Below are 20,095 nucleotides of genomic sequence, written 5' to 3' on the forward strand. Positions count from 1 at the left end.
TTAATTCGCGTTTTACTTTAGCGGGGCTGCCAACAACCAAACCCCCACTAGAAATTTTTGTATTGGGTGTAACAGGCGCCCCCGCCCCAATAATCACATCACTCTCTATATGAGCTCCATCCATGATTGTGGCCCCCATACCCACTAAAATTCTATCTTCAAGAGTACAGCCATGCAAGGTAACACGATGACCAATGGTCACTTCGTCACCAATAATTAAAGGATGGGTTTTGTGCGTTACATGCAACATACTCTGATCTTGCACATTGGTTCTTTTTCCAATCTTTATGTAGTTAACATCACCGCGAATGATTGAACCAAACCAAACACTGCATTGCTCTCCCATACTTACTTCACCAATAATATAAGAAGACGGCGCCAAAAAGACCGTCTCATGTAACTGAGGTGATTGGCCATTGCTTAATGTAATTAACTGTTCAGTCACGCGTTTTATCCTACACTGGGAAGAACTTTGGATGGTTGTTCTTCTTGTACCGCAGAGATCAATTGGCCCTTAAATGTATTACTCATGACCTGATCAATTTTTACATCAACAACTTTACCAATAAGGCTTTTGCTTCCATCAAAATTAACTGACCAGTTTTGCGGCATTTTACCGGTAATTTGCTGACCATCTCTTGCAGACACACCATCTACCAACACTTTTACAGTTTTTCCTAAATAGTTTTGTCGTGCTTGCATGGATAATTTATTTTGCAAGTCTTGCAACTCATATAAACGCTGCTTACCAACTTCTGTAGGAATAAAATCCGCTTCACGTTTTGCAGCTTTGGTATTTGGCCTTGGAGAATACAAAAACGAAAAACTTTCAGCAAAATTAAATTCTTCCATGGCACTTAAGGTATCTTTAAAGTCTTCTTCTGTTTCACCTGGAAACGCCACCATCAAGTCAGTGGTTAAAATCATATCAGGGATGGTTTTGTAAAGATAGTTGGCCACTTCACGAAAACGATCAACGGTATAATCTCTATTCATTGCTTTAAGTACTCGATTAGATCCACTCTGAATCGGTAAATGCAAGCTGTTGCACACTTCATCCAGCTCAGCCATGGTATCTATCATTTCAAAACTAAGCTCAGAAGGATGTGAGGTAACATACCGTATTCTTTCTATACCATCAACGGCTGCAACTGACCTTAAAAGCTTAGAAAAACCAATGTCAGAGCTTTTATCATTGCCGTAGGCATTAACGTTCTGTCCCAATAAAATAACCTCTTTGGTCCCTTTTTGTGCAACTTTTTCAACTTCTCTACAGATATCATCAAGATCACGACTCACCTGACGACCTCTTGTGTAGGGAACCACACAAAAGCTACAAAACTTATCACAACCATTTTGAACAGTAATCAACTCTGTAACTGGATGTTTGTCTTGCTCTTGATGCTTTTCAACATCTAAAAAGCTGTATTTTTGCCAACCAAAAAGATCTAAATTGCTTTGCCGTTTATTTTTCGTTAAACATGCTTCTACCAGTTCTGGAAGAATATTCCATTGATGGGTGCCAAAAACAATGTCCACAAATGGAAACTTACTTTGAATTTCTTTGCCACGCAATTGGGCACTGCAGCCCCCCACAGCAATAATCATATGTTGCTTGCGTTCAGCTTTGGTTTTTTTGAGCTCTCCCAAGGCAGAAAAAGCTTTTTGATCAGCCTTCTCACGAATACTACAGGTATTAAATATAACAAGATCTGCATCATGCGGATGATCGGCCCATGAGTAGCCATATTTATTATGAAATAAGCGATAAGTCCTGTCAGATTCATAATCATTCATCTGACAGCCATAGGTCAAAATATGCATGCGTTGTGAATTCACAGGCCCATACTTACTCTGAATCATACCTATAGGTCAATAGAATAATTGATTATAATCAGGGCTGTTGTATCCATTTCAACACGTTTCAATCGATTTATTCTTAAAATTGACGATTAGAGGGCCATCTGTACATCCTCCAATCTCTTTTTTATCAAGATCACTTTTATCTTCAATTATAACCCAAGGACCGCTTGAATGGTGCATAATTTGCCCAGAGACAAAAACATCTCCAGCTTTTGTTTTTGATAAATTACAGGATTTTTTTAGACGTGCTGTTAAAACGTTTTCGTTAATATGAACATCCAATTCACAACCCATTGTTTTTTTAGCATGCTCAGCAAAGACCAAGTCAAAGATAAAGTTTCCATCTTTCCAAGGTTTTTGAGCTAGTTTTGACACCTGCGCTTCACACTCAATTTTTTTTTGATTAAGCTGAGGGGTATTAAAAAATGTCGTGTAGTGGACTGGACTAAGATAACTGCATTGATGACTTACTTTTTCAAGTACACGTTTTTTTGTTTTTTTAGTGTTTTGGATAGTATAATGCAATTTTGGCCCGGCTTGAATTAACTCAAACACAACTTTATTATAGCTTTGTTGTCTTGAGTCCCAAAGGGTGAGGGTTATTTTTTCAGCACATTGAATAGACTTTATACTTATATCCATTTTTTCAAGTTCAATCCAAGGCTTGGTTGAAAAAGACTCTTCGCCAATAAACTTGATATCGTAAGCCTTTAACTTTTCACTAGCATCCAAGGACACATGATTTGAATCCATCTCATACTTAATAACGTAATTATTATCAAAGTTCATTGGACGGTACGAAGTACTTTCTTTGAGACCCATATTCAACTTTTCATCATACAGACGACAATTTTTCAAATCTTCTGCATATGCCCAAAATGTAGTGCATAACATAACACCAATCAAAATAGATATCCTCATAAAATGCCTCCACAAAAACCATGACTCAAAGCATCTAAAATGTCAGTTGTGATCCAATTAAACACTGGCTTTTACAAGGTTTTGAATATCTTGTTCTGTTTGACTGGGAACACACATTATTTCTGGATTGATTTTTTTAACATGGCCGCAGACTACATTACCTGGTCCAACCTCAATACATTTTGCATCTGGATTTTCTGCAAAAATTGCCTGTAAACTTTGCGTCCATTTCACGCCACTCCAAACTTGTGACTCTAAACGATCAACTACGCCTTGGGTATTTGTATATTTTTGAGCATCGACATTTGCCCAATAAGGTATATTAAGAGTTTTAGACCAGTCAATTTGTTCTAAATAGGGTCTTAAGGCTCTTCCCGCCGGCTCTAGTAAACTGGAATGAAAAGGCGCACTGACTTTTAATGGAATACAACGCTTAACTCCTTTAGCCTTAAGTTGTTCACAGGCTTGATCAACAGCTTGTTTATGACCACTGATCACCAATTGACCTGGGCAGTTGTAATTGGCTGGCTCAACTCTATTGCCTTCTTTTGAAATTTCTGCACAAACATTTTCCACCAATGCATCCTCTGCCCCCAAGACTGCTGCCATACTCCCAACACCAGCTGGAACAGCTTCTTGCATAAGCTCTCCGCGTTTTTTAACAGTTTTTAAGGCATCTTCAAATGATAAACCCCCAGCGGCTACCAAAGCGGAAAACTCGCCCAAACTATGCCCTGCAACCGCATTTGCTTTAAGTCCATACTCTTCATTTAACACTTCTAAAATAGCCACACTTAACAACAAGATTGCAGGTTGAGCATTGTAGGTCAATTGAAGTTCTTCCGAAGGTCCATCAAAAATCAATGCTGATAGATCTTGGTTTAAAATATCATTGGCTTGTTCAAACTTTTGTTTCACTAAAGCGTACCTTTGATAAAGCTCTTGTCCCATACCTACTTTTTGAGAACCTTGCCCTGGAAACAAAAATATTGTACTCATAGCATCTCCTTTTAGCCTTTAATTTAATGAATCAATTGTTATTGCTGACTTAGCAAGTTTAAATAATTTTCAACAATTGAGCTGTCCCAATTGTTAATGCCAACAATTTTATCCGTAATTTTACCTGTTTTATCTATGATGAATGTTTCAGGAACCTTAATGGCATCAAAGCGATTGGCTGTTAGTTTTTTTTGATCCAGTAAAATATCAAATTTTGGATATTTGTTGGCAAATAAGCGTTCAAAAAATCTATCCAAAGCTGGTTTTCCTTCAGTATCAATACTTACAGCTAAAAAAACTATGTTTTTATTATCTTTAATTTTAGCAAATAATTTCTCTAACTCTGGCAACTCTTCAACACAAGGTTTACACCACGTCGCCCAAAAATGTAAAAAAACAACTTTACCGCGCAAGTCATTTGCCGTGACACTTTTATTAAGTAATTTTTGTGATACATTCTCTAAAGAAGAAACTTGAGGTGCACATGCACCAACTTTTGCTTCAACCGCACCTTTGCACACATCCGATGCAAAGGCCGATGAAACAAAAAATAGAAAGCTAAGCCCTGCTATCAATCGCATAAGGCCCAATATTATTCTTTATCAGTTGTTTTGTCTTTAGCTGGAGTCTTACCCGCTTTTTTTTCAACTGTTTTACTTGTGGCAGACTTTGTCTTTTTTTCTTCAGTCTTTGCTGGTTTAGCAGAGGCCGCTTTAGCCTGAGTGGTTTTTTTTGCTTTCTTCTTAGCAGGTTTATCACCTTCTGGTATTAACTCAATAATAGCCATAGGCGCTGCATCACCACGTCTAATTCCACCTTTGTAGATCCGAGTGTAACCACCTGGACGATCTTTAAAACGTTCAACAATGCCACCATCAAACAACTTTTGAACAGTTTCTTTTTTATATAAAACTGAAGCTGCTTGTCGTCTTGAGTGTAAATCACCTTTTTTACCTAAAGTAATCAATGGCTCTACAACTTTTCTAAGCTCTTTCGCTTTCACCAAGGTGGTTGTAATACGTTCATGTTCAATCAATTGATCAGCCAAACCTCTCATCAAAGCTTTACGCTGATGAGGTCTGCGACCAAAATTTCTTTTTCTCATCTGGTGTCTCATACTACTGACTCTCCCAATGCCGCACTGACTTGTCCAACGGCTGAGTTGTTTCTTCTTAACTTCTCAATTTCTTTAACGGTTTCTAAGTCTAGTTTCATACCCAGACCTAAACCCATCTCAGTTAAAATTTCTTTGATTTCATTCAAAGATTTACGACCAAAATTTTTGGTTTTCAACATGTCCATTTCTGTTTTCTGAACCAATTCACCAATAAATTTTAAATCTGCATTTTGTAAGCAATTTGCTGAACGAACAGACAACTCGAGCTCTTCAACTTTTCTTAGCAAATGCTCATTGATTTTATTAGGAACTTCTTCCTCAATCACTTCAACAATTTCAGGCTCAGCAGTTTTTTCATCAAAGTTAATGAATACTTGTACTTGTTCTTTAATAATTTTAGCTGCATAGGCCACTGCATCCTCAGGTGCAATTGCACCATTGGTCCACACTTCTAATGTTAATTTATCAAAGTCCGTTTTTTTACCCACACGCGCTTGTGTTACATTATAGTTAACACGCTTAATTGGAGAAAATGCTGAATCAATAGAAATTGCCCCAATTTCATCGTCTTCATCTTTATTTTCTTCTGAAGTTACATAACCACGACCCATCTTAACAGTCATTTCTGCTTCTAATTTGCCATTTTCATCCAAAGAAGCAATGTGATGCTCAGGATTAAGAATTTCAATATTATCATTGGTCATGATATCTTTTGCAGTTACATCGCCTTGACCAGAAGCTTTAATAGTAATGGTTTCAGGACCTTCAGAGTGACATTTAATACGAACACCCTTAAGATTCAAGATAATATCAGATACATCTTCAGCAACACCACGGATGGTTGAAAACTCATGCTCTACGCCCTTAACTTTTACTTTAGTTATCGCAGCACCTTGCAATGAAGACAACAAAACTCTTCGTAAAGAGTTACCCATTGTAAGACCAAAACCTCTTTCTAGAGGTTTTACAGTAAATTTACCATAATTCTCACGATTTGGATCTCTTTCCAGCTCTACTTTTTCAGGTTCAATCAGATCTTTCCAGTTCTTATACATACCATTTTCTCCTTCATTGCTCTGGTAGTTTTATTAAGAGGGATCTTCCCCCTTCTCAGTCAAAAAACGTGGTTTATGACTGACTCATCCCACCCAGATCAAGTTTTATACAATAAAACTTTCTCTTCTTAAGCATAAATTATTTATTCGTACTAGCGTCTCCTAAATATTATTACAATTAATCAAACTCTTCTTCTTTTAGGTGGACGACATCCATTGTGTGGAATAGGTGTGACGTCACGAATGGAGTTAACTCTAATTCCAGCGGATTGAATTGCTCTTACTGCAGCTTCACGGCCAGCTCCAGGGCCTTTAATATCAACATCCACAGACTTCAAGCCATAGGTATCTACAGCAACCCTAGCTGCTTTTTCAGCAGCAATCTGAGCAGCAAAGGGGGTAGATTTTTTTGATCCTTTAAACCCTTGTGCTCCGGCACTTGACCATGACAATACGTTACCATTTGGTTCAGTAATAGAAACCATTGTATTGTTAAATGTAGCTTGAACTTTTACCATTCCATGTGGAATCGTTCTTTTTTCTTTTTTCTTTTTTGTTACTTTTTTCTTTACTGCAGCCATGCTTACCTCTTCAGTCTTATTTTCCAACCGGTCTATTTACTTTAACCGCTATTTTGCTTTTACCTTTTCTTGTTCTTGCATTGGTGTGCGTTCTTTGCCCGCGAACTGGTAAACCTTTTCTATGACGCATTCCTCTGTAACATCCTAAATCCATAAGACGCTTGATATTGGCATTGACTTCTCTACGAAGGTCACCTTCCACTTTATAGTTTTGGTCTATGATATCACGAATTCTAACCAATTCACCTTCAGCCAACTCATCAACTTTTTTAAACTTATCAACATTAGCAGCATCACATATAGATGTGGCCCTGGTATAACCAACACCATAAATATACGTTAAAGCGTAATCAATTCTTTTCTTTTTAGGTAACTCAACACCTGAAATACGTGCCATTTTTTCTCCTTAACCCTGTCTTTGCTTATGCCTTGGATTATCACAAATAACCCTAACCACTCCTTTGCGGCGGATTACTTTACATTTATTACAAATTTTCTTTACTGATACTCTTACTTTCATATCTACCTCTATACTTGGGTCAAAATTTCTGGCCCATTTTCAGTAATTGCCACCGTATGCTCAAAATGAGCCGACAAACTACCATCTTCTGTGACAGCCGTCCAGCCATCATCTAAAATATTTACTTTTGGCCCGCCTATATTCACCATAGGCTCAATGGCCAAAACCATACCTACTTTTAGCATCATACCAGTGCCTGCTATGCCGTAATTGGGCACTTGTGGGTCTTCATGCAATTGCTTGCCAATACCATGTCCGACAAACTCTCTTACAACACTATAGCCCTCTTTTTCAACACATTTTTGCACGGCCGCACCAATATCATTTAATCTGCCACCAGGCCGAGCTTGATCGATACCTCTATACAATGACTCTTCCGTAGTTTTTAAAAGCTTTTGTGCCTCTAAAGAAACTTTTCCTACCATGCAAGTTACAGCAGTATCCGCGTAGAAACCATTTAAAATAGCCCCCATGTCCATGCCCAAAACATCTCCTTCTTCCAATACTCTATTGCTAGGAATACCGTGAACAACTTCTTCATTGATGGATGTACACAAAGTTGATGGAAAGCCATGGTAGCCTTTAAATGCTGGAACAGCTCCTTTTTCTCTAATCATAGCCTCAGCTTTTTTATCTAGCTCTAAGGTTGTCACTCCAGGCTTAACCATTTCTTTTAAAGTTTCACGAACACCGGCCAATAACCTGTTGACTTTACGCATAATTTCAAGTTCTTCTTTAGACTTAATATTAACCATTTTGACGCTCCAAACATGTTTTAATATTGTCCCAAACTTTTTCAACATTCTCAGAGGCATCAATGGTATATAACTTCCCTTGAGTTTCATAATAACTGCATAAAGGTTGCGTTTGTTTTCTATAAACATCTAGCCGATTTTTTATAACCTCAGGATTATCGTCTTTACGACCTCTTCCAATCAAACGATCAATGACAACATCTTCTTTAACATCAAGGTTAATCACACAGTTTATTTTATCTTTTAATTTGAAAAACACTTCATCCAATTGTTTGGCTTGTTCAAGATTCCTTGGAAAACCATCAAACAAAACCCCTTGTGCTGCAGGAAGTTTTTCTTGAATCATTGCAAAAACAATCTCATCTGGCACCAAATCACCCCGGTCCATGTAAGATTTTGCCTTCAAACCCAGTTCAGTTTCTTTACTCAGAGATTCTCTCAATAAATCACCCGAAGAAATATGCTTAAGACCAAAATGCTCTTTAACATTTTCTGCTTGTGTGCCTTTACCGGCACCTGGGGCTCCTAAAAATATAACGTTCATGACTAATACCTTAACCAGCTCTACGACCTTTTAATTTTCTACCTTTTAAACTACCACCCATCATGGCGTCATAATCATGGCTGACTAAATGCGCTTGAATCTGTGACATAGTGTCTAAAGCCACACCCACAACAATCAATAAACTGGTTCCACCAAAATAAAAAGATACTCCTGCATTGCTTTGTAAAACACCAGGCAAAACACAAACCAAACAAGTATAAATAGCCCCAACAAATGCAATACGCACAATGACTTTTTCTAAGTAATCGGCTGTTGCTTTGCCAGGTCTAATACCAGGAATATAGCCACCAGATTTTTTGATATTTTCAGAAATTTTTTCTGGATTGGTTTGGTCCTGAATTGCAGTATAGAAGAAAAAGAAAAAGATAATAAGAACAACCATAATAACATTGGTTATCCAACCATCAAATGACAAATATTGTTGACTAAAACGTTGCAACCACGGGATATTAGATAAGCGAACCAACGATATCGGACCAGAAATAATAGCCATAGCAAAAATTGCAGCCATAACTCCAGCAGAATTCACTTTAATTGGGATCCCCGTATTTTGTCCCTGAAAAACTTTTCTACCCACAACACGTTTAGCAACTTGTACAGGAACTCTTCTATAAGCCTGCTCAACGTAAACGATACCATAAACAACTGCCGCCATAAAAACACACATAAAAATCAAACTTAAAACAGCCATTTGATTTTCTTGTACTAATGTTAAAGTGTTAGAAATAGCACCCGGTAGGCCCGCCACAATACCAGCATAAATAATTAGTGATATTCCATTACCTATGCCACGCTCAGTAATCTGTTCACCCAACCACATTAAAAACGCAGTCCCCGCAGCTAAGGTTATTACTGTTTGTATTTTAAATGCTAAACCTGGGTTAATCACAACACCTTGGCTTTGAAAATATGCAGCTAAACCAAAACCCTGAGCACAGCTAATAACAATTGTTAAATACCTAGAGTATTGGGTAATTTTACGATTACCTAACTCTCCTTCTTTTTTAAGTCTTTCTAAGTAAGGAATGGTTGGCGCCAAAAGTTGCATGATAATAGATGCACTAATATAGGGCATAATCCCAAGTGCAAAAATAGATAGTCGCTCTAAAGCTCCTCCACTAAACACATTAAAAACACCTAAAATCGTATCACCTTTGTCAGAAAAGAATTTAGCCAACTCTGCAGCATCAATACCTGGCGAAGGCACATGCACACCCAAACGGTAAACCGCTAACATGCCCAAAGTAAACAAAATACGTTTTCTTAATTCTGGGACTTTTGCCATATTTGCTACAGTTGACACTACAATACCTTTCTTTAAAACAATCTTAATCGATTAAGCTTCTTTGCTGTTTTCAGTTTGAGCATCCAAGTTTTGAATCAATTCTGCTGTTCCACCTGCTTTTTCAATAGCTGCTTTAGCACTTGCACTAAAAGCGTCTGCAACAACATGAACTTTTCTATCAAGACTACCATCACCCAAAACTTTTAAAAGACGTAATGATTTTTTACGAATAATCTTGGCATCTTTCAAAATATTCAAATCAATTGGACCGTCAATTTCAATAGCATTAATCGCATCTAAATTGACAACAGCATATTTCTTTTTAAAGATATTGGTAAAACCAAACTTTGGTAACCTTCTAACCAAAGGCATTTGACCACCTTCAAATGCTGGATTCACACCACCACCTGAACGCGCATTTTGACCTTTATGACCTTTACCTGAAGTTTTTCCCCAACCTGATCCGTGACCACGTCCAACACGCTTTCTTTTTTTTCTTGAGCCTTCAGGGCTCTTTAAATTTGATAAATCCATGATCTATACTCCTTAATATACAACTAACTTGCTTTTTTAGTTTCCGACTTCTTAGTTGCAGCTTTTTTCTTAGTTGTTTTTTTTGCAGTCTTTTTTGGTTCAGCTTTTTTATCCACTTGCTTAGACAACTCTACAAACTTTTTCTTAGCAGGTTTTTCAGGTTTTGATTCAGCTTTTTCAACATTTAAAAGATGAATCACTTTTTGAATCATCCCACGTACTTCTGGGGTATCTTCTCTGTATACTGTTGTAGAGGTCTTTTTAAAACCCAGCCCCTGCACATTGGCAATTTGCTTTTGCGTACAACCAATCGTACTTCTTTTAAGTGTTATTTTAATTAGTTTAGCCATAATTACTTTGCTTCCTTATCGTCAAGCTGGCGAGCTTGATTGATTTCTTCTTCTGTTCTTAACATTTGTAAAGCTGCAATCGTTGCTTTAACAGCATTGTGTGGGTTTGATGAGCCTAAACATTTTGATAAAACATTCTGAATTCCAGCTGCTTCAACAACAGCACGCACAACACCTGAGGCAATAACACCTTTACCTTCACTGGCAGGCTTTAACAAAACAGAACCAGCGCCATATCTACCCAAAACATCATGCGCAATGGTATGGCCATGAATGTTAACTTTTGTAATTGATTTTTTAGCTTGTTCTTGAGCTTTTCTAATCGCTTCTGGTACTTCATTGGCTTTACCCAAACCAGCGCCAACATGACCATTACGATCACCCACAACAACAATTGCTGCAAAGCTAAACCTACGACCACCTTTTACTACTTTGGCACAACGGTTAACTTTAATAACATTCTCAACCAAACCCAATTCATTTACATCAATATTTTCAGACACTGTAACTCCTTAAAATTTCAATCCATGTTCTCTAGCTGCAGTGGCTAAAGCTTCTACTCTACCGTGAAACGGATAAGATCCTCTATCAAAACAAACTTGTTCAACTTTATTGGCTTTTGCTTTTTCAGCAATTAACTGCCCAACAGACTTTGCCGCATCTATTGTTAACGAACTAAATTTGCCTTTTAATTCTTTTGACAATGTTGACGCAAATGCTAAAGTTTCATTGCTTTTATCATCAATAATTTGAGCATAGATATGTTTATTGCTTCTAAAGACCGATAATCTTGGTCTAGAAGATACTTTTCTAAGCTTATAACGTGTTCTTGCACTTCTTGAATGGTTTTTTTTCATAACTCAATTCCTCTTACTTTGAACCGGCTTTACCAGCTTTTCTGATGATTCTTTCATCAGCATATTTTACACCTTTACCTTTATATGGCTCAGGTTCTCTGAAGCTCCTAATATCTGCTGCAACTTGACCCACCAACTGTTTATCAATGCCCTCAATGGTTACTTTGGTTTGTTTATCAACCGTAATTGTAACTCCCATAGGAATTGGATAATGAATTGGATGTGAATGTCCTAAAGTCATTTCTAAGACTTGTCCATTAACAGCCGCACGATAACCAACACCAACAATTTCAAGCTCTTTTTGAAACCCTTTGGCACACCCTTCAACCATATTAGCAATCAAACTTCTTGTTAATCCATGTTTTGATGCATCCAACTGACCTTCATCTAAAGTACAAATAACTTGGTTGTCTGCAACTTTAACAGTCACACCATCATATGCTTCAATTGAAGTTTTTCCTTTGGGACCTTCTACAGTTACTGTGTTGCCAGATATACTTACAACAGCACCTTGCAAAATCTCAATTGGTTTTTTCCCTATACGTGACATACCTTATTTCTCCTACCCGCAATACTTCTTTTAAGACACTTCACAAATAACTTCGCCACCAATGCCTTTTGCAATTGCCTCTTTATCAGACATAACACCGTTTGACGTACTTAAAACTCTTAAAGTAATAATATCGCTACCTTTTTTTAAATCTTCAGAAGAAAAATAAACTCTACGACCAGGTTTGCTGATTCTGTCAATTTTTCTAATCACTCCACGGCCAGATCTTTCATATCTTAGCTCAACGTCCAACGCTTCAAAGTTGCTTGCATTGCTACTATTCCAATGGTTAATAAAACCTGCTTTTTTTAATACATCTAAAACTTGTTTTTTTAGCTTAGATGCTGGCACTGAAACAATCTTATGCTTTGCATTTTGAGCGTTGCGAATTCTTGTAATTAAATCTGCTATAGGATCTGTAATCATTTTTAACTCTCCGAACTACTTTCTAAAAGGCATACCCAATAGGGTTAATAACTCTTTACCTTCTTTAGGGTTTTTTGATGTACTTACAAAAGAAATGTTCATACCAAAAGTAGATTGAACATTTTCTAACTTAATCTCGGGAAAAATTGAATAATCTTTAATCCCTAAAGTGTAGTTACCACTTTTATCAAACCCTTTATTAGACACACCTCTAAAATCTCTAACTCTGGGTAGAGCAATAGAACATAACCTATCTAAAAACTCATACATTCTATCTTTTCTCAAGGTCACCTTACAACCAATAGGCATACCTTCTCTTAACTTAAAGTTAGAAATCGCTTTTTTAGCCTTGGTTACAATCGGTTTTTGTCCAGTAAAAACTGAAACCTCTTTAACAACATTCTCAACCAACTTGGGTTCAGACACTGCTCTACCTAAACCAACGTTAATCACGATTTTTTCAAGTTTTGGGGTTTGCATGGTGCTTTTATATGCAAATGTTTTTTGCATATTAGGTGCCACTTCTTTTTTATATTTTTCATACAATCTTGTTGACATGATTTTATCTCTCTAAATTAATTTTTATTCTCTGCTTTTTTACTTACTTTTTTAGCAGTTTTCTTTTTTGTTGTTGTTTTTTTAGGAGCCTTTTCTTCTTTTGCTCCAGAAACCAAGCTTAAATTTGATAAGTGAATCGATGATTCTTGGTCAAAAATTCCGCCTTGATTACCTCTATCGTCGCCTTTTTTGTGTTTTTTCACCATATTAACTTTTTCAACAATGGCACGATCTGTTTTAGCATTAATGCTTAATACTTTACCAACTTTCCCTTTTCCAGCTGAATCTTTGCCGGCAATGACTCTTACCGTATCACCAACTTTAATTTTTTTGTTTGCTCTATTTACGCGTGACATTACAATACCTCCGGAGCCAAGGATATAATTTTCATAAAGCTTTTTGCTCTTAACTCTCTAGCAACCGGACCAAAAATACGTGTTCCAATTGGCTCTTTATCATTATTGATTAAAACAGCTGAATTATCATCAAAACGAATATAAGATCCATCCCTACGAACGTATTCTTTTTTTGTTCTAACAATGACTGCTTTTTTTACTTCACCTTTTTTTACTTTAGCACTGGGAATCGCTTCTTTTATAGAAACCACAATAATATCGCCAACACTTGCATATTTTCTTTTTGAGCCACCTAAAACTTTGATGCACATGACTTTCTTGGCACCAGAGTTGTCAGCAACGGCTAAAACGCTTTCCGTTTGAATCATGATTGCACCTCGCTTACAGCAACATCTTGATTTTCTTCAACAATTGCCGCCTTTTTTAATACTTCAACAACTTTCCAGTTTTTTGTTTTACTCAAGGGTCGTGTTTCACGAATCTTAACTAAATCACCCATTTTTGCGATTTGTTTTTCATCATGCGCAGGAAATTTTAAGCGACGAACATAATATTTTCCATAACGAGAATGTTTAACATGTGACTTTGTTAGAACAATCACTGTTTTTTCCATTTTATCGCTAACAACGATACCTTGCTGCTCTTTTCTTTGTGTACGTTCCATAGTTTTCAATTCCTATTTTTCTATTGTCTCAGTACGTTTTTTTTCATTTAAAACGGTGAGCGCTCTTGCAATACTCTTTTTTGTACTTCTAATTTCAGTTGCGCTAATTTCTTGGCCACTGTTGTTTTTAAATTTCAACCAAAAAGACTCTTCACGCAAGTTGTTAACTTTTGAGCTCAACTCATCAACTGACAAAGCTTTAAAAGCTTGTATTTCATCTTTATTTTTCTTTGCAGCGCTCATATCTGACCTCTTTCCACAAACTTAGTCTTAAAAGGCAACTTATGTGAAGCCAATCGTAAGGCTTCCTTTGCCATTTCTTTATTAACACCTTGCAACTCATACAACACTCTACCAGGCTTAATCACTGCAACCCAATGCGACAATGGGCCTTTCCCTTTACCCATCCTTGTCTCAAGTGGCTTTTTAGTAATTGGTTTGTCTGGAAAAACTCTAATCCAAACTTTTCCGCCACGATCAATATGACGAGTCATAGCAATCCTTGCCGCTTCAATTTGACGTGAAGTCATATAGCCACACTCAACAGCTTTTAAACCAAAGTCTCCAAAAGAAACTTTAGCCCCACGATGAGCTTTGCCTTTCATTCTTCCTGTCTGTTGTTTTCTAAACTTAACTTTTGCCGGTTGTAACATATTTTAATCCTTTATTACGCAGCATTAACCGCTTCTTCACCCTTACCATCACGGTTTGGCTTCTCATTGACGATAACACCTCTATTAACCCAAACTTTTACACCAATTTTGCCATAGGTAGTATTTGCTTCGGTAAAACCGTAATCAATATCAGCCTTAAGCGTATGTAAAGGAACCGCACCTTCCATATACCACTCAGCTCTAGCAATTTCAGCACCACCTAATCGGCCTGCCATGCGAACTTTAATTCCTTTTGCACCCAATTTTATTGCTGATTGCACTGCACGCTTCATTACACGTCTAAAAGCAACACGTCTTTCTAATTGCATAGCAATGTTTTCTGCAACCAGTTGCGCATCCAACTCAGCTTTACGCACCTCTTTAATATTCACCGCAACTTCTTTATCAGTCATTCTTTGCAGCTCTTGTCTCAAGCTATCAATACCTGCACCTCTTTTGCCAATAACCACACCAGGTCTGGCGGTGTAGATATCAACAATACATTTTCCAGCAGCTCTAGCAATATCAATATGTGAAACACCCGCATGATAAAGCTTCTTTTTCACAATATCTTTGATCTTTAGATCTTCATGTAAAAAAGTTGCATAATCTTTTTTTGAGTACCATCTGCAGCGCCATGGCTTCATGATACCTATTCTTAAACCTAAAGGATTTACTTTTTGACCCATAACGATTCTCCTACTTTTCCTTTAACACCAATGAAATATGGCTTGTTCTTTTATTAATTGGCGTTGCTCTTCCTTGTGCTCTTGGTGTAAACGCTTGTATGACTGGTCCCGGATCTACCCAGATCTGCTCAACATATAGATTGTCTACATCAACTTGTCCTTGCGCATTCACATTGGCCACTGCACTTTTTAGCAATTTCTCAATCATTCCCGCGCCTTTTTTTGGCATAAATTTAAGCATAGTAATGGCATCATTAGCCATCTTTCCTTTAATCATATTGGCTACCAATCTTGCTTTTCTTGGCGGCACTCTTAAAAATTTTGCTCTAACTTGCATGATTCACACCCTCATTATTTTCCGGCTTTTCTATCACCGGCATGCATTGTAAACGTTCTTGTCAATGCAAATTCACCCAGCTTATGACCAACCATGTTTTCTGTTATATATATTGGAAGAAACTTACGCCCATTGTGAATAGCAAAAGTTAACCCTACAAACTCTGGCAAAACAGTAGATCTACGTGACCAAGTTTTAATCACTTTTTTACCACCTGCATTACGAGAATCTTCTGCTTTTTTCAGCAAATACCCATCAACAAAAGGGCCTTTTTTGGTACTACGTGCCATTATTTTTTCTTCCTTTCAATAATAAATCGACCGGTGCTCTTATTCTTACGTGTTTTGTATCCTTTTGTTGGAACACCCCACGGTGTAACTGGGTGACGACCCCCAGTTGTTCTACCTTCACCACCACCATGTGGATGATCTACAGGATTCATCGCAGATCCACGTACGCGTGGGTTTTTGCCCAACCAACGTGAACGCCCCGCTTTACCAATGGTTAAGTTCTCATGTTCAATATTAGAAACTTGACCAATGGTTGCATAACACTCTTTACGAACTCTTCTGATCTCACCAGAAGGCATGCGTATTTGCGCATAACCTTCTTCACGACCAATCACTTGAGCAGAGGTGCCCGCAGAACGCACCATTTGCGCACCACGACCTTTTTTAAGCTCCAAATTATGGATCAATGTACCAACAGGTATGTTTTGCAATTCTAAAGCATTTCCTGGTTTGATTTCAGCTTCTTTACCACACTTTAACGTGGCACCCACTTCTAAACCATGTGGCGCTACAATATATCTGTACTCACCATCAAAATAAGAAACCAAAGCAATGCGCGCAGAGCGGTTTGGATCATATTCTATTGTTTTTACACGACACTCGATACCTTCTTTATCACGACGTAAAAAGTCTATTTGTCTGTATTTCTTTTTGTGCCCGCCACCAATCCAACGGCTGGTAACACGACCTTTATTATTTCTTCCACCTGTTCTCTTCTGTGGAGACAACAAACTTTTCTTTGGCTTGTTAGATGTTACATCAGAAAAATCTGATGTAGTCATAAAACGTCTACTTGGAGTAATCGGTTTATACTTTATAACTGGCATTTTTAAACTCCTTCAAACAACTCAATCTTTTCACCTGGAGCCAACTTAACTATAGCTTTTTTCCAGTTTGCTTTTTTAAATTCAACTCTACGTCTACCAATAATAGGTCTTTTACGCTTAGAAGGCACCATCATCGTTTGTACAGAGTCAACCTTAACACTAAAGGCTTTCTCAACTGCAGATTTAATACTTAGTTTATCTGCAGTTGGATACACTTCAAAAACAACCTGATTTGCCACTTCCTTTTGTAAAGTGGTTTTCTCAGTTTGTATTGGCCTTTTTAATACTTTATCTAATCTTACGTTCATACCTTTGCTCCTTCATTAAGGTATGCAACTGCATCCTCAGAAATAACCAAAGTTTTATACTTCAATAAATCAAAAACGTTCAAGCTTCTTACATCTAAGTAACGAGCATTAGGAATATTACGTACAGACAAAGACAACGCTTCATTTGACTTATCAACAAAAATAACACTTTCTAATTGTGCAGATTTCATCCACACAGAAACTTTTTTTGTTGATGGTTTTTCTTCAGAAAAACGTGTACAAACAAACACCTGTTCATTGTTAAGCTTGTCAGTCAAAACACTATTCAAAGCAACTTTTTTAAGCTTCTTAGAAATTTTTTGCACATAAGATCTAGGTTTAGGACCAAAAACTGTACCACCACCAACGAAAATAGGTGAAGTATAACTACCATGTCTAGCGTTACCCGTACCTTTTTGACGATACGGCTTCTTACCACCACCTGCGACCTCACCTCTGGTCTTAACTTTTGCTGTTCCAGCTCTACGCCCTGCTAAAATGCTCAACACATTTTGATGCACAGCAGCCTCTTTCACTTCAGCTGCAAACAAATCTTTAGGCAATGAAACTGCCGTACTTGATTTTTTAGCTGACCAATCAATTTTTTTTGCTTCAACGGCCATGACTACTCCCTATAACTCTTTATCTCTACATCAACACCAGCAGATAAATCCAATTTCATCAAAGAATCAATGGTTTGCTGTGTAGGCTCAAGAATATCCATCATTCTTTTGTGTGTTCTAATTTCAAAATGCTCACGAGATTTTTTATCTGTGTGCGGAGACCTTAAAACACAATAACGATTTATCTTTGTTGGCAAAGGAATAGGACCTGCAACTCTTGCTCCTGTTCTTCGCGCGGTATCAACAATCTCTTGCGTAGATTGATCCAACAACTGGTAATCATACGCTTTTAATCGAATTCTAATTTTTTCTTCTGCAATAGCCATATTATCCTCTACTTTGACTTTGATTTCTCAATGATTTCAGCACTAATTTTTGCTGGCAATGGAGCATAATGATCAAACTCCATTGACGAACTTCCTCTACCTTGCGTATTAGAACGCAAATCAGTGGTGTATCCAAACATTTCTGACAAAGGAACTTCAGCATCAATAACCTGCGTACCTGAACGAGGAGTCATGCCCAAAATCTTTGCTCTTCTTGAATTTAAGTCCCCAATAACATTAGACATATAATCTTCTGGCACCACGACTTCTGTTTTCATGATAGGCTCTAACAAAATAGGTGATGCTTTGGTACACCCATTTTTAAAACCCATAGAACCTGCAATTTTAAACGCCATCTCTGATGAATCCACTTCATGGAAAGATCCGTCTACAAGATTAACTTTTATATCAACCACTGGATAGCCAGCCAAAACACCTGAGTCTAAAGCTTCTTTTACGCCTTCTTCAATCGGCTTAAAGAATTCTTTAGGGACAGAACCCCCTTTAATGGTTGTCTCAAAAGAGAACCCACCACCAGCTTCATTTGGTTCCATCTCAAAAACAACGTGACCATACTGACCTTTACCACCTGATTGACGAATAAACTTACCTTCAGCTCTGATGGGCTTTGTGATGGTCTCACGATAAGCAACCTGTGGCTTACCAATATTGGCCTCCACTTTAAATTCACGCAACAAACGATCCACAATAATCTCAAGGTGCAACTCACCCATACCTGCCAACAATGTTTGTGCAGTTTCTTCATCAGTTTTAATACGCAAAGAAGGATCTTCTTGTGCCAATTTGTGCAGAGCTTCGCCCATTTTTTCTTGGTCAGACTTTGTTTTTGGTTCAACTGCAATCTGTATCACTGGCTCTGGGAAATTAATGGACTCCAACTTAACTGGGTTGGTCGGTGAACAAAACGTATCGCCTGTAGACGCTGTTTTTAGGCCCACAGCTGCTATAATATCTCCAGCAGATGCTTCGTTTAATTCTTCACGTTTATTGGCGTGCATTTGAAGAATACGTCCCAATCGCTCCTTTTTATCTTTAGTTGAGTTTAAAATAGCATCACCACTAGCAATCTTGCCCGAATAAATTCTTAAGAAGGTTAAATGACCAACAAAAGGGTCTGACATGATTTTAAACGCTAAAGCTGAAAAGGGTTCAGACACATCAGCCTTTCTCAAAATCTCTTTCTCATCATCTTTAATATCTGTTCCTCTGATTGCAGGGACATCTATAGGAGAAGGCAATAAACCGACAATTGCATCTAATAGCTGCTGCACACCTTTATTCTTAAAAGCAGAGCCACACAACACTGGTGTAAGCTCCATAGAATTGGCACCTTTACGCAATGCGCTCCAAATTTCGTTGTCTGAAAGCGTTTCACCGCCTAAATATTTCTCCATCAAAGCTTCATCGATTTCAGAAACAGACTCCAGCAACTTCTCTCTCCATGTATCAGCATCAGCTTTATATTCAGCAGGAATATCAATTTCATCAAATTTTGCACCCAAAGACTCATCGTTGAATTGGTAAGCTTTCATTTTCACCAAATCAATAACACCCATGTGACCTTCTTCTCGACCCAAAGGAATCTGAACTGGCACAGGATTGGCCTGCAACCTTGAAACCATCTGCTCAACACACATAAAAAAGTTGGCACCTGTACGGTCCATTTTATTTACAAAAGCTATTCTAGGTACTTTATATTTATCTGCTTGACGCCAAACCGTTTCTGACTGAGGTTCAACACCTGCAACACCGTCAAAAACACCCACAGCACCATCTAAAACACGCAATGAACGCTCTACTTCAACCGTAAAATCAACGTGGCCTGGAGTATCAATAATATTGATTTTGTGATCTTTCCATGAACATGTTGTTGCTGCAGATGTAATGGTAATACCACGCTCTTGCTCTTGCTCCATCCAGTCCATGGTTGCATTACCTTCATGCACTTCACCAATCTTGTGTGAACGACCTGTATAATACAATACACGCTCTGTGGTTGTTGTCTTACCCGCATCTATGTGCGCAATAATTCCAATATTTCTTACTTTTTTTAAATCCATTGCTT

32 protein-coding genes and 1 pseudogene are annotated in these 20,095 nt (G+C 37.6%); all 33 read right to left on the bottom strand.

Annotated features, from left to right (window positions below):
- Nucleotides 1–445, bottom strand: a 445-nt coding sequence (locus PKC21_10360; protein ID HMR25742.1) for a gamma carbonic anhydrase family protein, incomplete at its 3' end; no start/stop codon positions are given.
- Between the two features lie 5 nt (nucleotides 446–450).
- Nucleotides 451–1,863 (bottom strand): tRNA (N6-isopentenyl adenosine(37)-C2)-methylthiotransferase MiaB, encoded by a 1,413-nt coding sequence (gene miaB / locus PKC21_10365; GenBank protein ID HMR25743.1) that lies wholly within the window; start codon nucleotides 1,861–1,863, stop codon nucleotides 451–453.
- A 51-nt stretch (nucleotides 1,864–1,914) separates the two neighbouring features.
- A complete protein-coding gene (locus PKC21_10370) occupies nucleotides 1,915–2,784 on the bottom strand; it encodes a hypothetical protein (protein ID HMR25744.1) in 870 nt (289 codons plus the stop codon).
- 57 nt (nucleotides 2,785–2,841) lie between these two features.
- Nucleotides 2,842–3,783 (bottom strand): ACP S-malonyltransferase, encoded by a 942-nt coding sequence (gene fabD, locus PKC21_10375; protein HMR25745.1) that lies wholly within the window; start codon nucleotides 3,781–3,783, stop codon nucleotides 2,842–2,844.
- 38 nt (nucleotides 3,784–3,821) lie between these two features.
- Nucleotides 3,822–4,364, bottom strand: a complete 543-nt coding sequence (locus PKC21_10380) for a TlpA disulfide reductase family protein (protein HMR25746.1) — start codon at nucleotides 4,362–4,364, stop codon at nucleotides 3,822–3,824.
- An 11-nt stretch (nucleotides 4,365–4,375) separates the two neighbouring features.
- Nucleotides 4,376–4,888, bottom strand: a complete 513-nt coding sequence (gene rplQ / locus PKC21_10385) for a 50S ribosomal protein L17 (GenBank protein HMR25747.1) — start codon at nucleotides 4,886–4,888, stop codon at nucleotides 4,376–4,378.
- 8 nt (nucleotides 4,889–4,896) lie between these two features.
- Nucleotides 4,897–5,955: a DNA-directed RNA polymerase subunit alpha gene (locus tag PKC21_10390; protein HMR25748.1), complete on the bottom strand. Its 1,059-nt coding sequence runs from the start codon at nucleotides 5,953–5,955 to the stop codon at nucleotides 4,897–4,899.
- A 182-nt stretch (nucleotides 5,956–6,137) separates the two neighbouring features.
- Nucleotides 6,138–6,536: a 30S ribosomal protein S11 gene (gene rpsK / locus PKC21_10395; GenBank protein ID HMR25749.1), complete on the bottom strand. Its 399-nt coding sequence runs from the start codon at nucleotides 6,534–6,536 to the stop codon at nucleotides 6,138–6,140.
- Between the two features lie 16 nt (nucleotides 6,537–6,552).
- Complete coding sequence (gene rpsM, locus PKC21_10400) at nucleotides 6,553–6,933, bottom strand: 30S ribosomal protein S13 (protein ID HMR25750.1); 381 nt, start codon at nucleotides 6,931–6,933, stop codon at nucleotides 6,553–6,555.
- Between the two features lie 9 nt (nucleotides 6,934–6,942).
- Nucleotides 6,943–7,056 carry a 50S ribosomal protein L36 gene (rpmJ, locus tag PKC21_10405; GenBank protein ID HMR25751.1) on the bottom strand — a complete coding sequence of 38 codons (114 nt, stop codon included), beginning with the start codon at nucleotides 7,054–7,056 and terminating at the stop codon, nucleotides 6,943–6,945.
- Between the two features lie 8 nt (nucleotides 7,057–7,064).
- Entirely contained in the window at nucleotides 7,065–7,811 is a 747-nt protein-coding gene (gene map, locus PKC21_10410; protein ID HMR25752.1) for a type I methionyl aminopeptidase, read from the bottom strand.
- Complete coding sequence (locus tag PKC21_10415) at nucleotides 7,804–8,355, bottom strand: adenylate kinase (protein ID HMR25753.1); 552 nt, start codon at nucleotides 8,353–8,355, stop codon at nucleotides 7,804–7,806. The genes map and PKC21_10415 overlap by 8 nt, the downstream gene beginning before the upstream one ends.
- Before the next feature lie 10 nt (nucleotides 8,356–8,365).
- On the bottom strand, nucleotides 8,366–9,679 hold the full coding sequence (gene secY, locus PKC21_10420) for a preprotein translocase subunit SecY (protein HMR25754.1): 1,314 nt from the start codon (nucleotides 9,677–9,679) through the stop codon (nucleotides 8,366–8,368).
- Nucleotides 9,680–9,712: 33 nt separating this feature from the next.
- The gene (gene rplO, locus PKC21_10425) at nucleotides 9,713–10,195 is read right to left on the bottom strand and encodes a 50S ribosomal protein L15 (GenBank protein ID HMR25755.1); all 483 of its coding nucleotides are present in this window, start codon (nucleotides 10,193–10,195) and stop codon (nucleotides 9,713–9,715) included.
- Nucleotides 10,196–10,368: 173 nt separating this feature from the next.
- A pseudogene (gene rpmD, locus PKC21_10430) lies at nucleotides 10,369–10,545 on the bottom strand (50S ribosomal protein L30).
- Nucleotides 10,546–10,547: 2 nt separating this feature from the next.
- A complete protein-coding gene (gene rpsE / locus PKC21_10435) occupies nucleotides 10,548–11,048 on the bottom strand; it encodes a 30S ribosomal protein S5 (GenBank protein ID HMR25756.1) in 501 nt (166 codons plus the stop codon).
- A 9-nt stretch (nucleotides 11,049–11,057) separates the two neighbouring features.
- Nucleotides 11,058–11,402 (bottom strand): 50S ribosomal protein L18, encoded by a 345-nt coding sequence (gene rplR, locus PKC21_10440; protein HMR25757.1) that lies wholly within the window; start codon nucleotides 11,400–11,402, stop codon nucleotides 11,058–11,060.
- A 13-nt stretch (nucleotides 11,403–11,415) separates the two neighbouring features.
- Complete coding sequence (gene rplF, locus PKC21_10445) at nucleotides 11,416–11,952, bottom strand: 50S ribosomal protein L6 (GenBank protein ID HMR25758.1); 537 nt, start codon at nucleotides 11,950–11,952, stop codon at nucleotides 11,416–11,418.
- A 30-nt stretch (nucleotides 11,953–11,982) separates the two neighbouring features.
- Nucleotides 11,983–12,378, bottom strand: coding sequence for a 30S ribosomal protein S8 (rpsH, locus tag PKC21_10450; GenBank protein ID HMR25759.1), 396 nt, complete (start codon nucleotides 12,376–12,378; stop codon nucleotides 11,983–11,985).
- Between the two features lie 15 nt (nucleotides 12,379–12,393).
- The gene (gene rplE / locus PKC21_10455; protein ID HMR25760.1) at nucleotides 12,394–12,936 is read right to left on the bottom strand and encodes a 50S ribosomal protein L5; all 543 of its coding nucleotides are present in this window, start codon (nucleotides 12,934–12,936) and stop codon (nucleotides 12,394–12,396) included.
- A 17-nt stretch (nucleotides 12,937–12,953) separates the two neighbouring features.
- A complete protein-coding gene (rplX, locus tag PKC21_10460; protein ID HMR25761.1) occupies nucleotides 12,954–13,292 on the bottom strand; it encodes a 50S ribosomal protein L24 in 339 nt (112 codons plus the stop codon).
- Entirely contained in the window at nucleotides 13,292–13,660 is a 369-nt protein-coding gene (gene rplN, locus PKC21_10465; GenBank protein HMR25762.1) for a 50S ribosomal protein L14, read from the bottom strand. Before rplN ends, rplX begins: the two co-directional genes overlap by 1 nt.
- Nucleotides 13,657–13,956 (bottom strand): 30S ribosomal protein S17, encoded by a 300-nt coding sequence (gene rpsQ / locus PKC21_10470; GenBank protein HMR25763.1) that lies wholly within the window; start codon nucleotides 13,954–13,956, stop codon nucleotides 13,657–13,659. Before rpsQ ends, rplN begins: the two co-directional genes overlap by 4 nt.
- A gap of 12 nt (nucleotides 13,957–13,968) precedes the next feature.
- Complete coding sequence (gene rpmC, locus PKC21_10475; protein ID HMR25764.1) at nucleotides 13,969–14,199, bottom strand: 50S ribosomal protein L29; 231 nt, start codon at nucleotides 14,197–14,199, stop codon at nucleotides 13,969–13,971.
- Complete coding sequence (gene rplP, locus PKC21_10480) at nucleotides 14,196–14,609, bottom strand: 50S ribosomal protein L16 (GenBank protein ID HMR25765.1); 414 nt, start codon at nucleotides 14,607–14,609, stop codon at nucleotides 14,196–14,198. The genes rpmC and rplP overlap by 4 nt, the downstream gene beginning before the upstream one ends.
- 14 nt (nucleotides 14,610–14,623) lie before the next feature.
- Nucleotides 14,624–15,298, bottom strand: coding sequence for a 30S ribosomal protein S3 (gene rpsC, locus PKC21_10485; GenBank protein HMR25766.1), 675 nt, complete (start codon nucleotides 15,296–15,298; stop codon nucleotides 14,624–14,626).
- A gap of 10 nt (nucleotides 15,299–15,308) precedes the next feature.
- Nucleotides 15,309–15,635, bottom strand: a complete 327-nt coding sequence (rplV, locus tag PKC21_10490; protein HMR25767.1) for a 50S ribosomal protein L22 — start codon at nucleotides 15,633–15,635, stop codon at nucleotides 15,309–15,311.
- Nucleotides 15,636–15,649: 14 nt separating this feature from the next.
- Nucleotides 15,650–15,925 carry a 30S ribosomal protein S19 gene (gene rpsS, locus PKC21_10495; protein HMR25768.1) on the bottom strand — a complete coding sequence of 92 codons (276 nt, stop codon included), beginning with the start codon at nucleotides 15,923–15,925 and terminating at the stop codon, nucleotides 15,650–15,652.
- On the bottom strand, nucleotides 15,925–16,752 hold the full coding sequence (gene rplB / locus PKC21_10500; GenBank protein ID HMR25769.1) for a 50S ribosomal protein L2: 828 nt from the start codon (nucleotides 16,750–16,752) through the stop codon (nucleotides 15,925–15,927). The genes rpsS and rplB overlap by 1 nt, the downstream gene beginning before the upstream one ends.
- A gap of 2 nt (nucleotides 16,753–16,754) precedes the next feature.
- Nucleotides 16,755–17,060, bottom strand: a complete 306-nt coding sequence (rplW, locus tag PKC21_10505) for a 50S ribosomal protein L23 (protein HMR25770.1) — start codon at nucleotides 17,058–17,060, stop codon at nucleotides 16,755–16,757.
- Entirely contained in the window at nucleotides 17,057–17,683 is a 627-nt protein-coding gene (rplD, locus tag PKC21_10510; protein ID HMR25771.1) for a 50S ribosomal protein L4, read from the bottom strand. The genes rplW and rplD overlap by 4 nt, the downstream gene beginning before the upstream one ends.
- Before the next feature lie 2 nt (nucleotides 17,684–17,685).
- Nucleotides 17,686–18,003: a 30S ribosomal protein S10 gene (gene rpsJ / locus PKC21_10515; GenBank protein HMR25772.1), complete on the bottom strand. Its 318-nt coding sequence runs from the start codon at nucleotides 18,001–18,003 to the stop codon at nucleotides 17,686–17,688.
- 14 nt (nucleotides 18,004–18,017) lie between these two features.
- Complete coding sequence (fusA, locus tag PKC21_10520) at nucleotides 18,018–20,090, bottom strand: elongation factor G (GenBank protein ID HMR25773.1); 2,073 nt, start codon at nucleotides 20,088–20,090, stop codon at nucleotides 18,018–18,020.
- Between the last annotated feature and the right edge of the window lie 5 nt (nucleotides 20,091–20,095).

This window comes from Oligoflexia bacterium (assembly GCA_035326705.1).
GTDB lineage: Bacteria > Bdellovibrionota_G > JALEGL01 > JALEGL01 > JALEGL01 > JALEGL01.

Coding starts and splice junctions, on each gene's coding strand:
- miaB (HMR25743.1), bottom strand. CDS start 1,863: ATGATTCAGAGTAAGTATGGGCCTGTGAATTCACAACGCATGCATATT.
- PKC21_10370 (HMR25744.1), bottom strand. CDS start 2,784: ATGAGGATATCTATTTTGATTGGTGTTATGTTATGCACTACATTTTGG.
- fabD (HMR25745.1), bottom strand. CDS start 3,783: ATGAGTACAATATTTTTGTTTCCAGGGCAAGGTTCTCAAAAAGTAGGT.
- PKC21_10380 (HMR25746.1), bottom strand. CDS start 4,364: ATGCGATTGATAGCAGGGCTTAGCTTTCTATTTTTTGTTTCATCGGCC.
- rplQ (HMR25747.1), bottom strand. CDS start 4,888: ATGAGAAAAAGAAATTTTGGTCGCAGACCTCATCAGCGTAAAGCTTTG.
- PKC21_10390 (HMR25748.1), bottom strand. CDS start 5,955: ATGTATAAGAACTGGAAAGATCTGATTGAACCTGAAAAAGTAGAGCTG.
- rpsK (HMR25749.1), bottom strand. CDS start 6,536: ATGGCTGCAGTAAAGAAAAAAGTAACAAAAAAGAAAAAAGAAAAAAGA.
- rpsM (HMR25750.1), bottom strand. CDS start 6,933: ATGGCACGTATTTCAGGTGTTGAGTTACCTAAAAAGAAAAGAATTGAT.
- rpmJ (HMR25751.1), bottom strand. CDS start 7,056: ATGAAAGTAAGAGTATCAGTAAAGAAAATTTGTAATAAATGTAAAGTA.
- map (HMR25752.1), bottom strand. CDS start 7,811: ATGGTTAATATTAAGTCTAAAGAAGAACTTGAAATTATGCGTAAAGTC.
- PKC21_10415 (HMR25753.1), bottom strand. CDS start 8,355: ATGAACGTTATATTTTTAGGAGCCCCAGGTGCCGGTAAAGGCACACAA.
- rplO (HMR25755.1), bottom strand. CDS start 10,195: ATGGATTTATCAAATTTAAAGAGCCCTGAAGGCTCAAGAAAAAAAAGA.
- rplR (HMR25757.1), bottom strand. CDS start 11,402: ATGAAAAAAAACCATTCAAGAAGTGCAAGAACACGTTATAAGCTTAGA.
- rplF (HMR25758.1), bottom strand. CDS start 11,952: ATGTCACGTATAGGGAAAAAACCAATTGAGATTTTGCAAGGTGCTGTT.
- rpsH (HMR25759.1), bottom strand. CDS start 12,378: ATGATTACAGATCCTATAGCAGATTTAATTACAAGAATTCGCAACGCT.
- rplE (HMR25760.1), bottom strand. CDS start 12,936: ATGTCAACAAGATTGTATGAAAAATATAAAAAAGAAGTGGCACCTAAT.
- rplX (HMR25761.1), bottom strand. CDS start 13,292: ATGTCACGCGTAAATAGAGCAAACAAAAAAATTAAAGTTGGTGATACG.
- rplN (HMR25762.1), bottom strand. CDS start 13,660: ATGATTCAAACGGAAAGCGTTTTAGCCGTTGCTGACAACTCTGGTGCC.
- rpsQ (HMR25763.1), bottom strand. CDS start 13,956: ATGGAACGTACACAAAGAAAAGAGCAGCAAGGTATCGTTGTTAGCGAT.
- rpmC (HMR25764.1), bottom strand. CDS start 14,199: ATGAGCGCTGCAAAGAAAAATAAAGATGAAATACAAGCTTTTAAAGCT.
- rplP (HMR25765.1), bottom strand. CDS start 14,609: ATGTTACAACCGGCAAAAGTTAAGTTTAGAAAACAACAGACAGGAAGA.
- rpsC (HMR25766.1), bottom strand. CDS start 15,298: ATGGGTCAAAAAGTAAATCCTTTAGGTTTAAGAATAGGTATCATGAAG.
- rplV (HMR25767.1), bottom strand. CDS start 15,635: ATGCAAGTTAGAGCAAAATTTTTAAGAGTGCCGCCAAGAAAAGCAAGA.
- rpsS (HMR25768.1), bottom strand. CDS start 15,925: ATGGCACGTAGTACCAAAAAAGGCCCTTTTGTTGATGGGTATTTGCTG.
- rplB (HMR25769.1), bottom strand. CDS start 16,752: ATGCCAGTTATAAAGTATAAACCGATTACTCCAAGTAGACGTTTTATG.
- rplW (HMR25770.1), bottom strand. CDS start 17,060: ATGAACGTAAGATTAGATAAAGTATTAAAAAGGCCAATACAAACTGAG.
- rplD (HMR25771.1), bottom strand. CDS start 17,683: ATGGCCGTTGAAGCAAAAAAAATTGATTGGTCAGCTAAAAAATCAAGT.
- fusA (HMR25773.1), bottom strand. CDS start 20,090: ATGGATTTAAAAAAAGTAAGAAATATTGGAATTATTGCGCACATAGAT.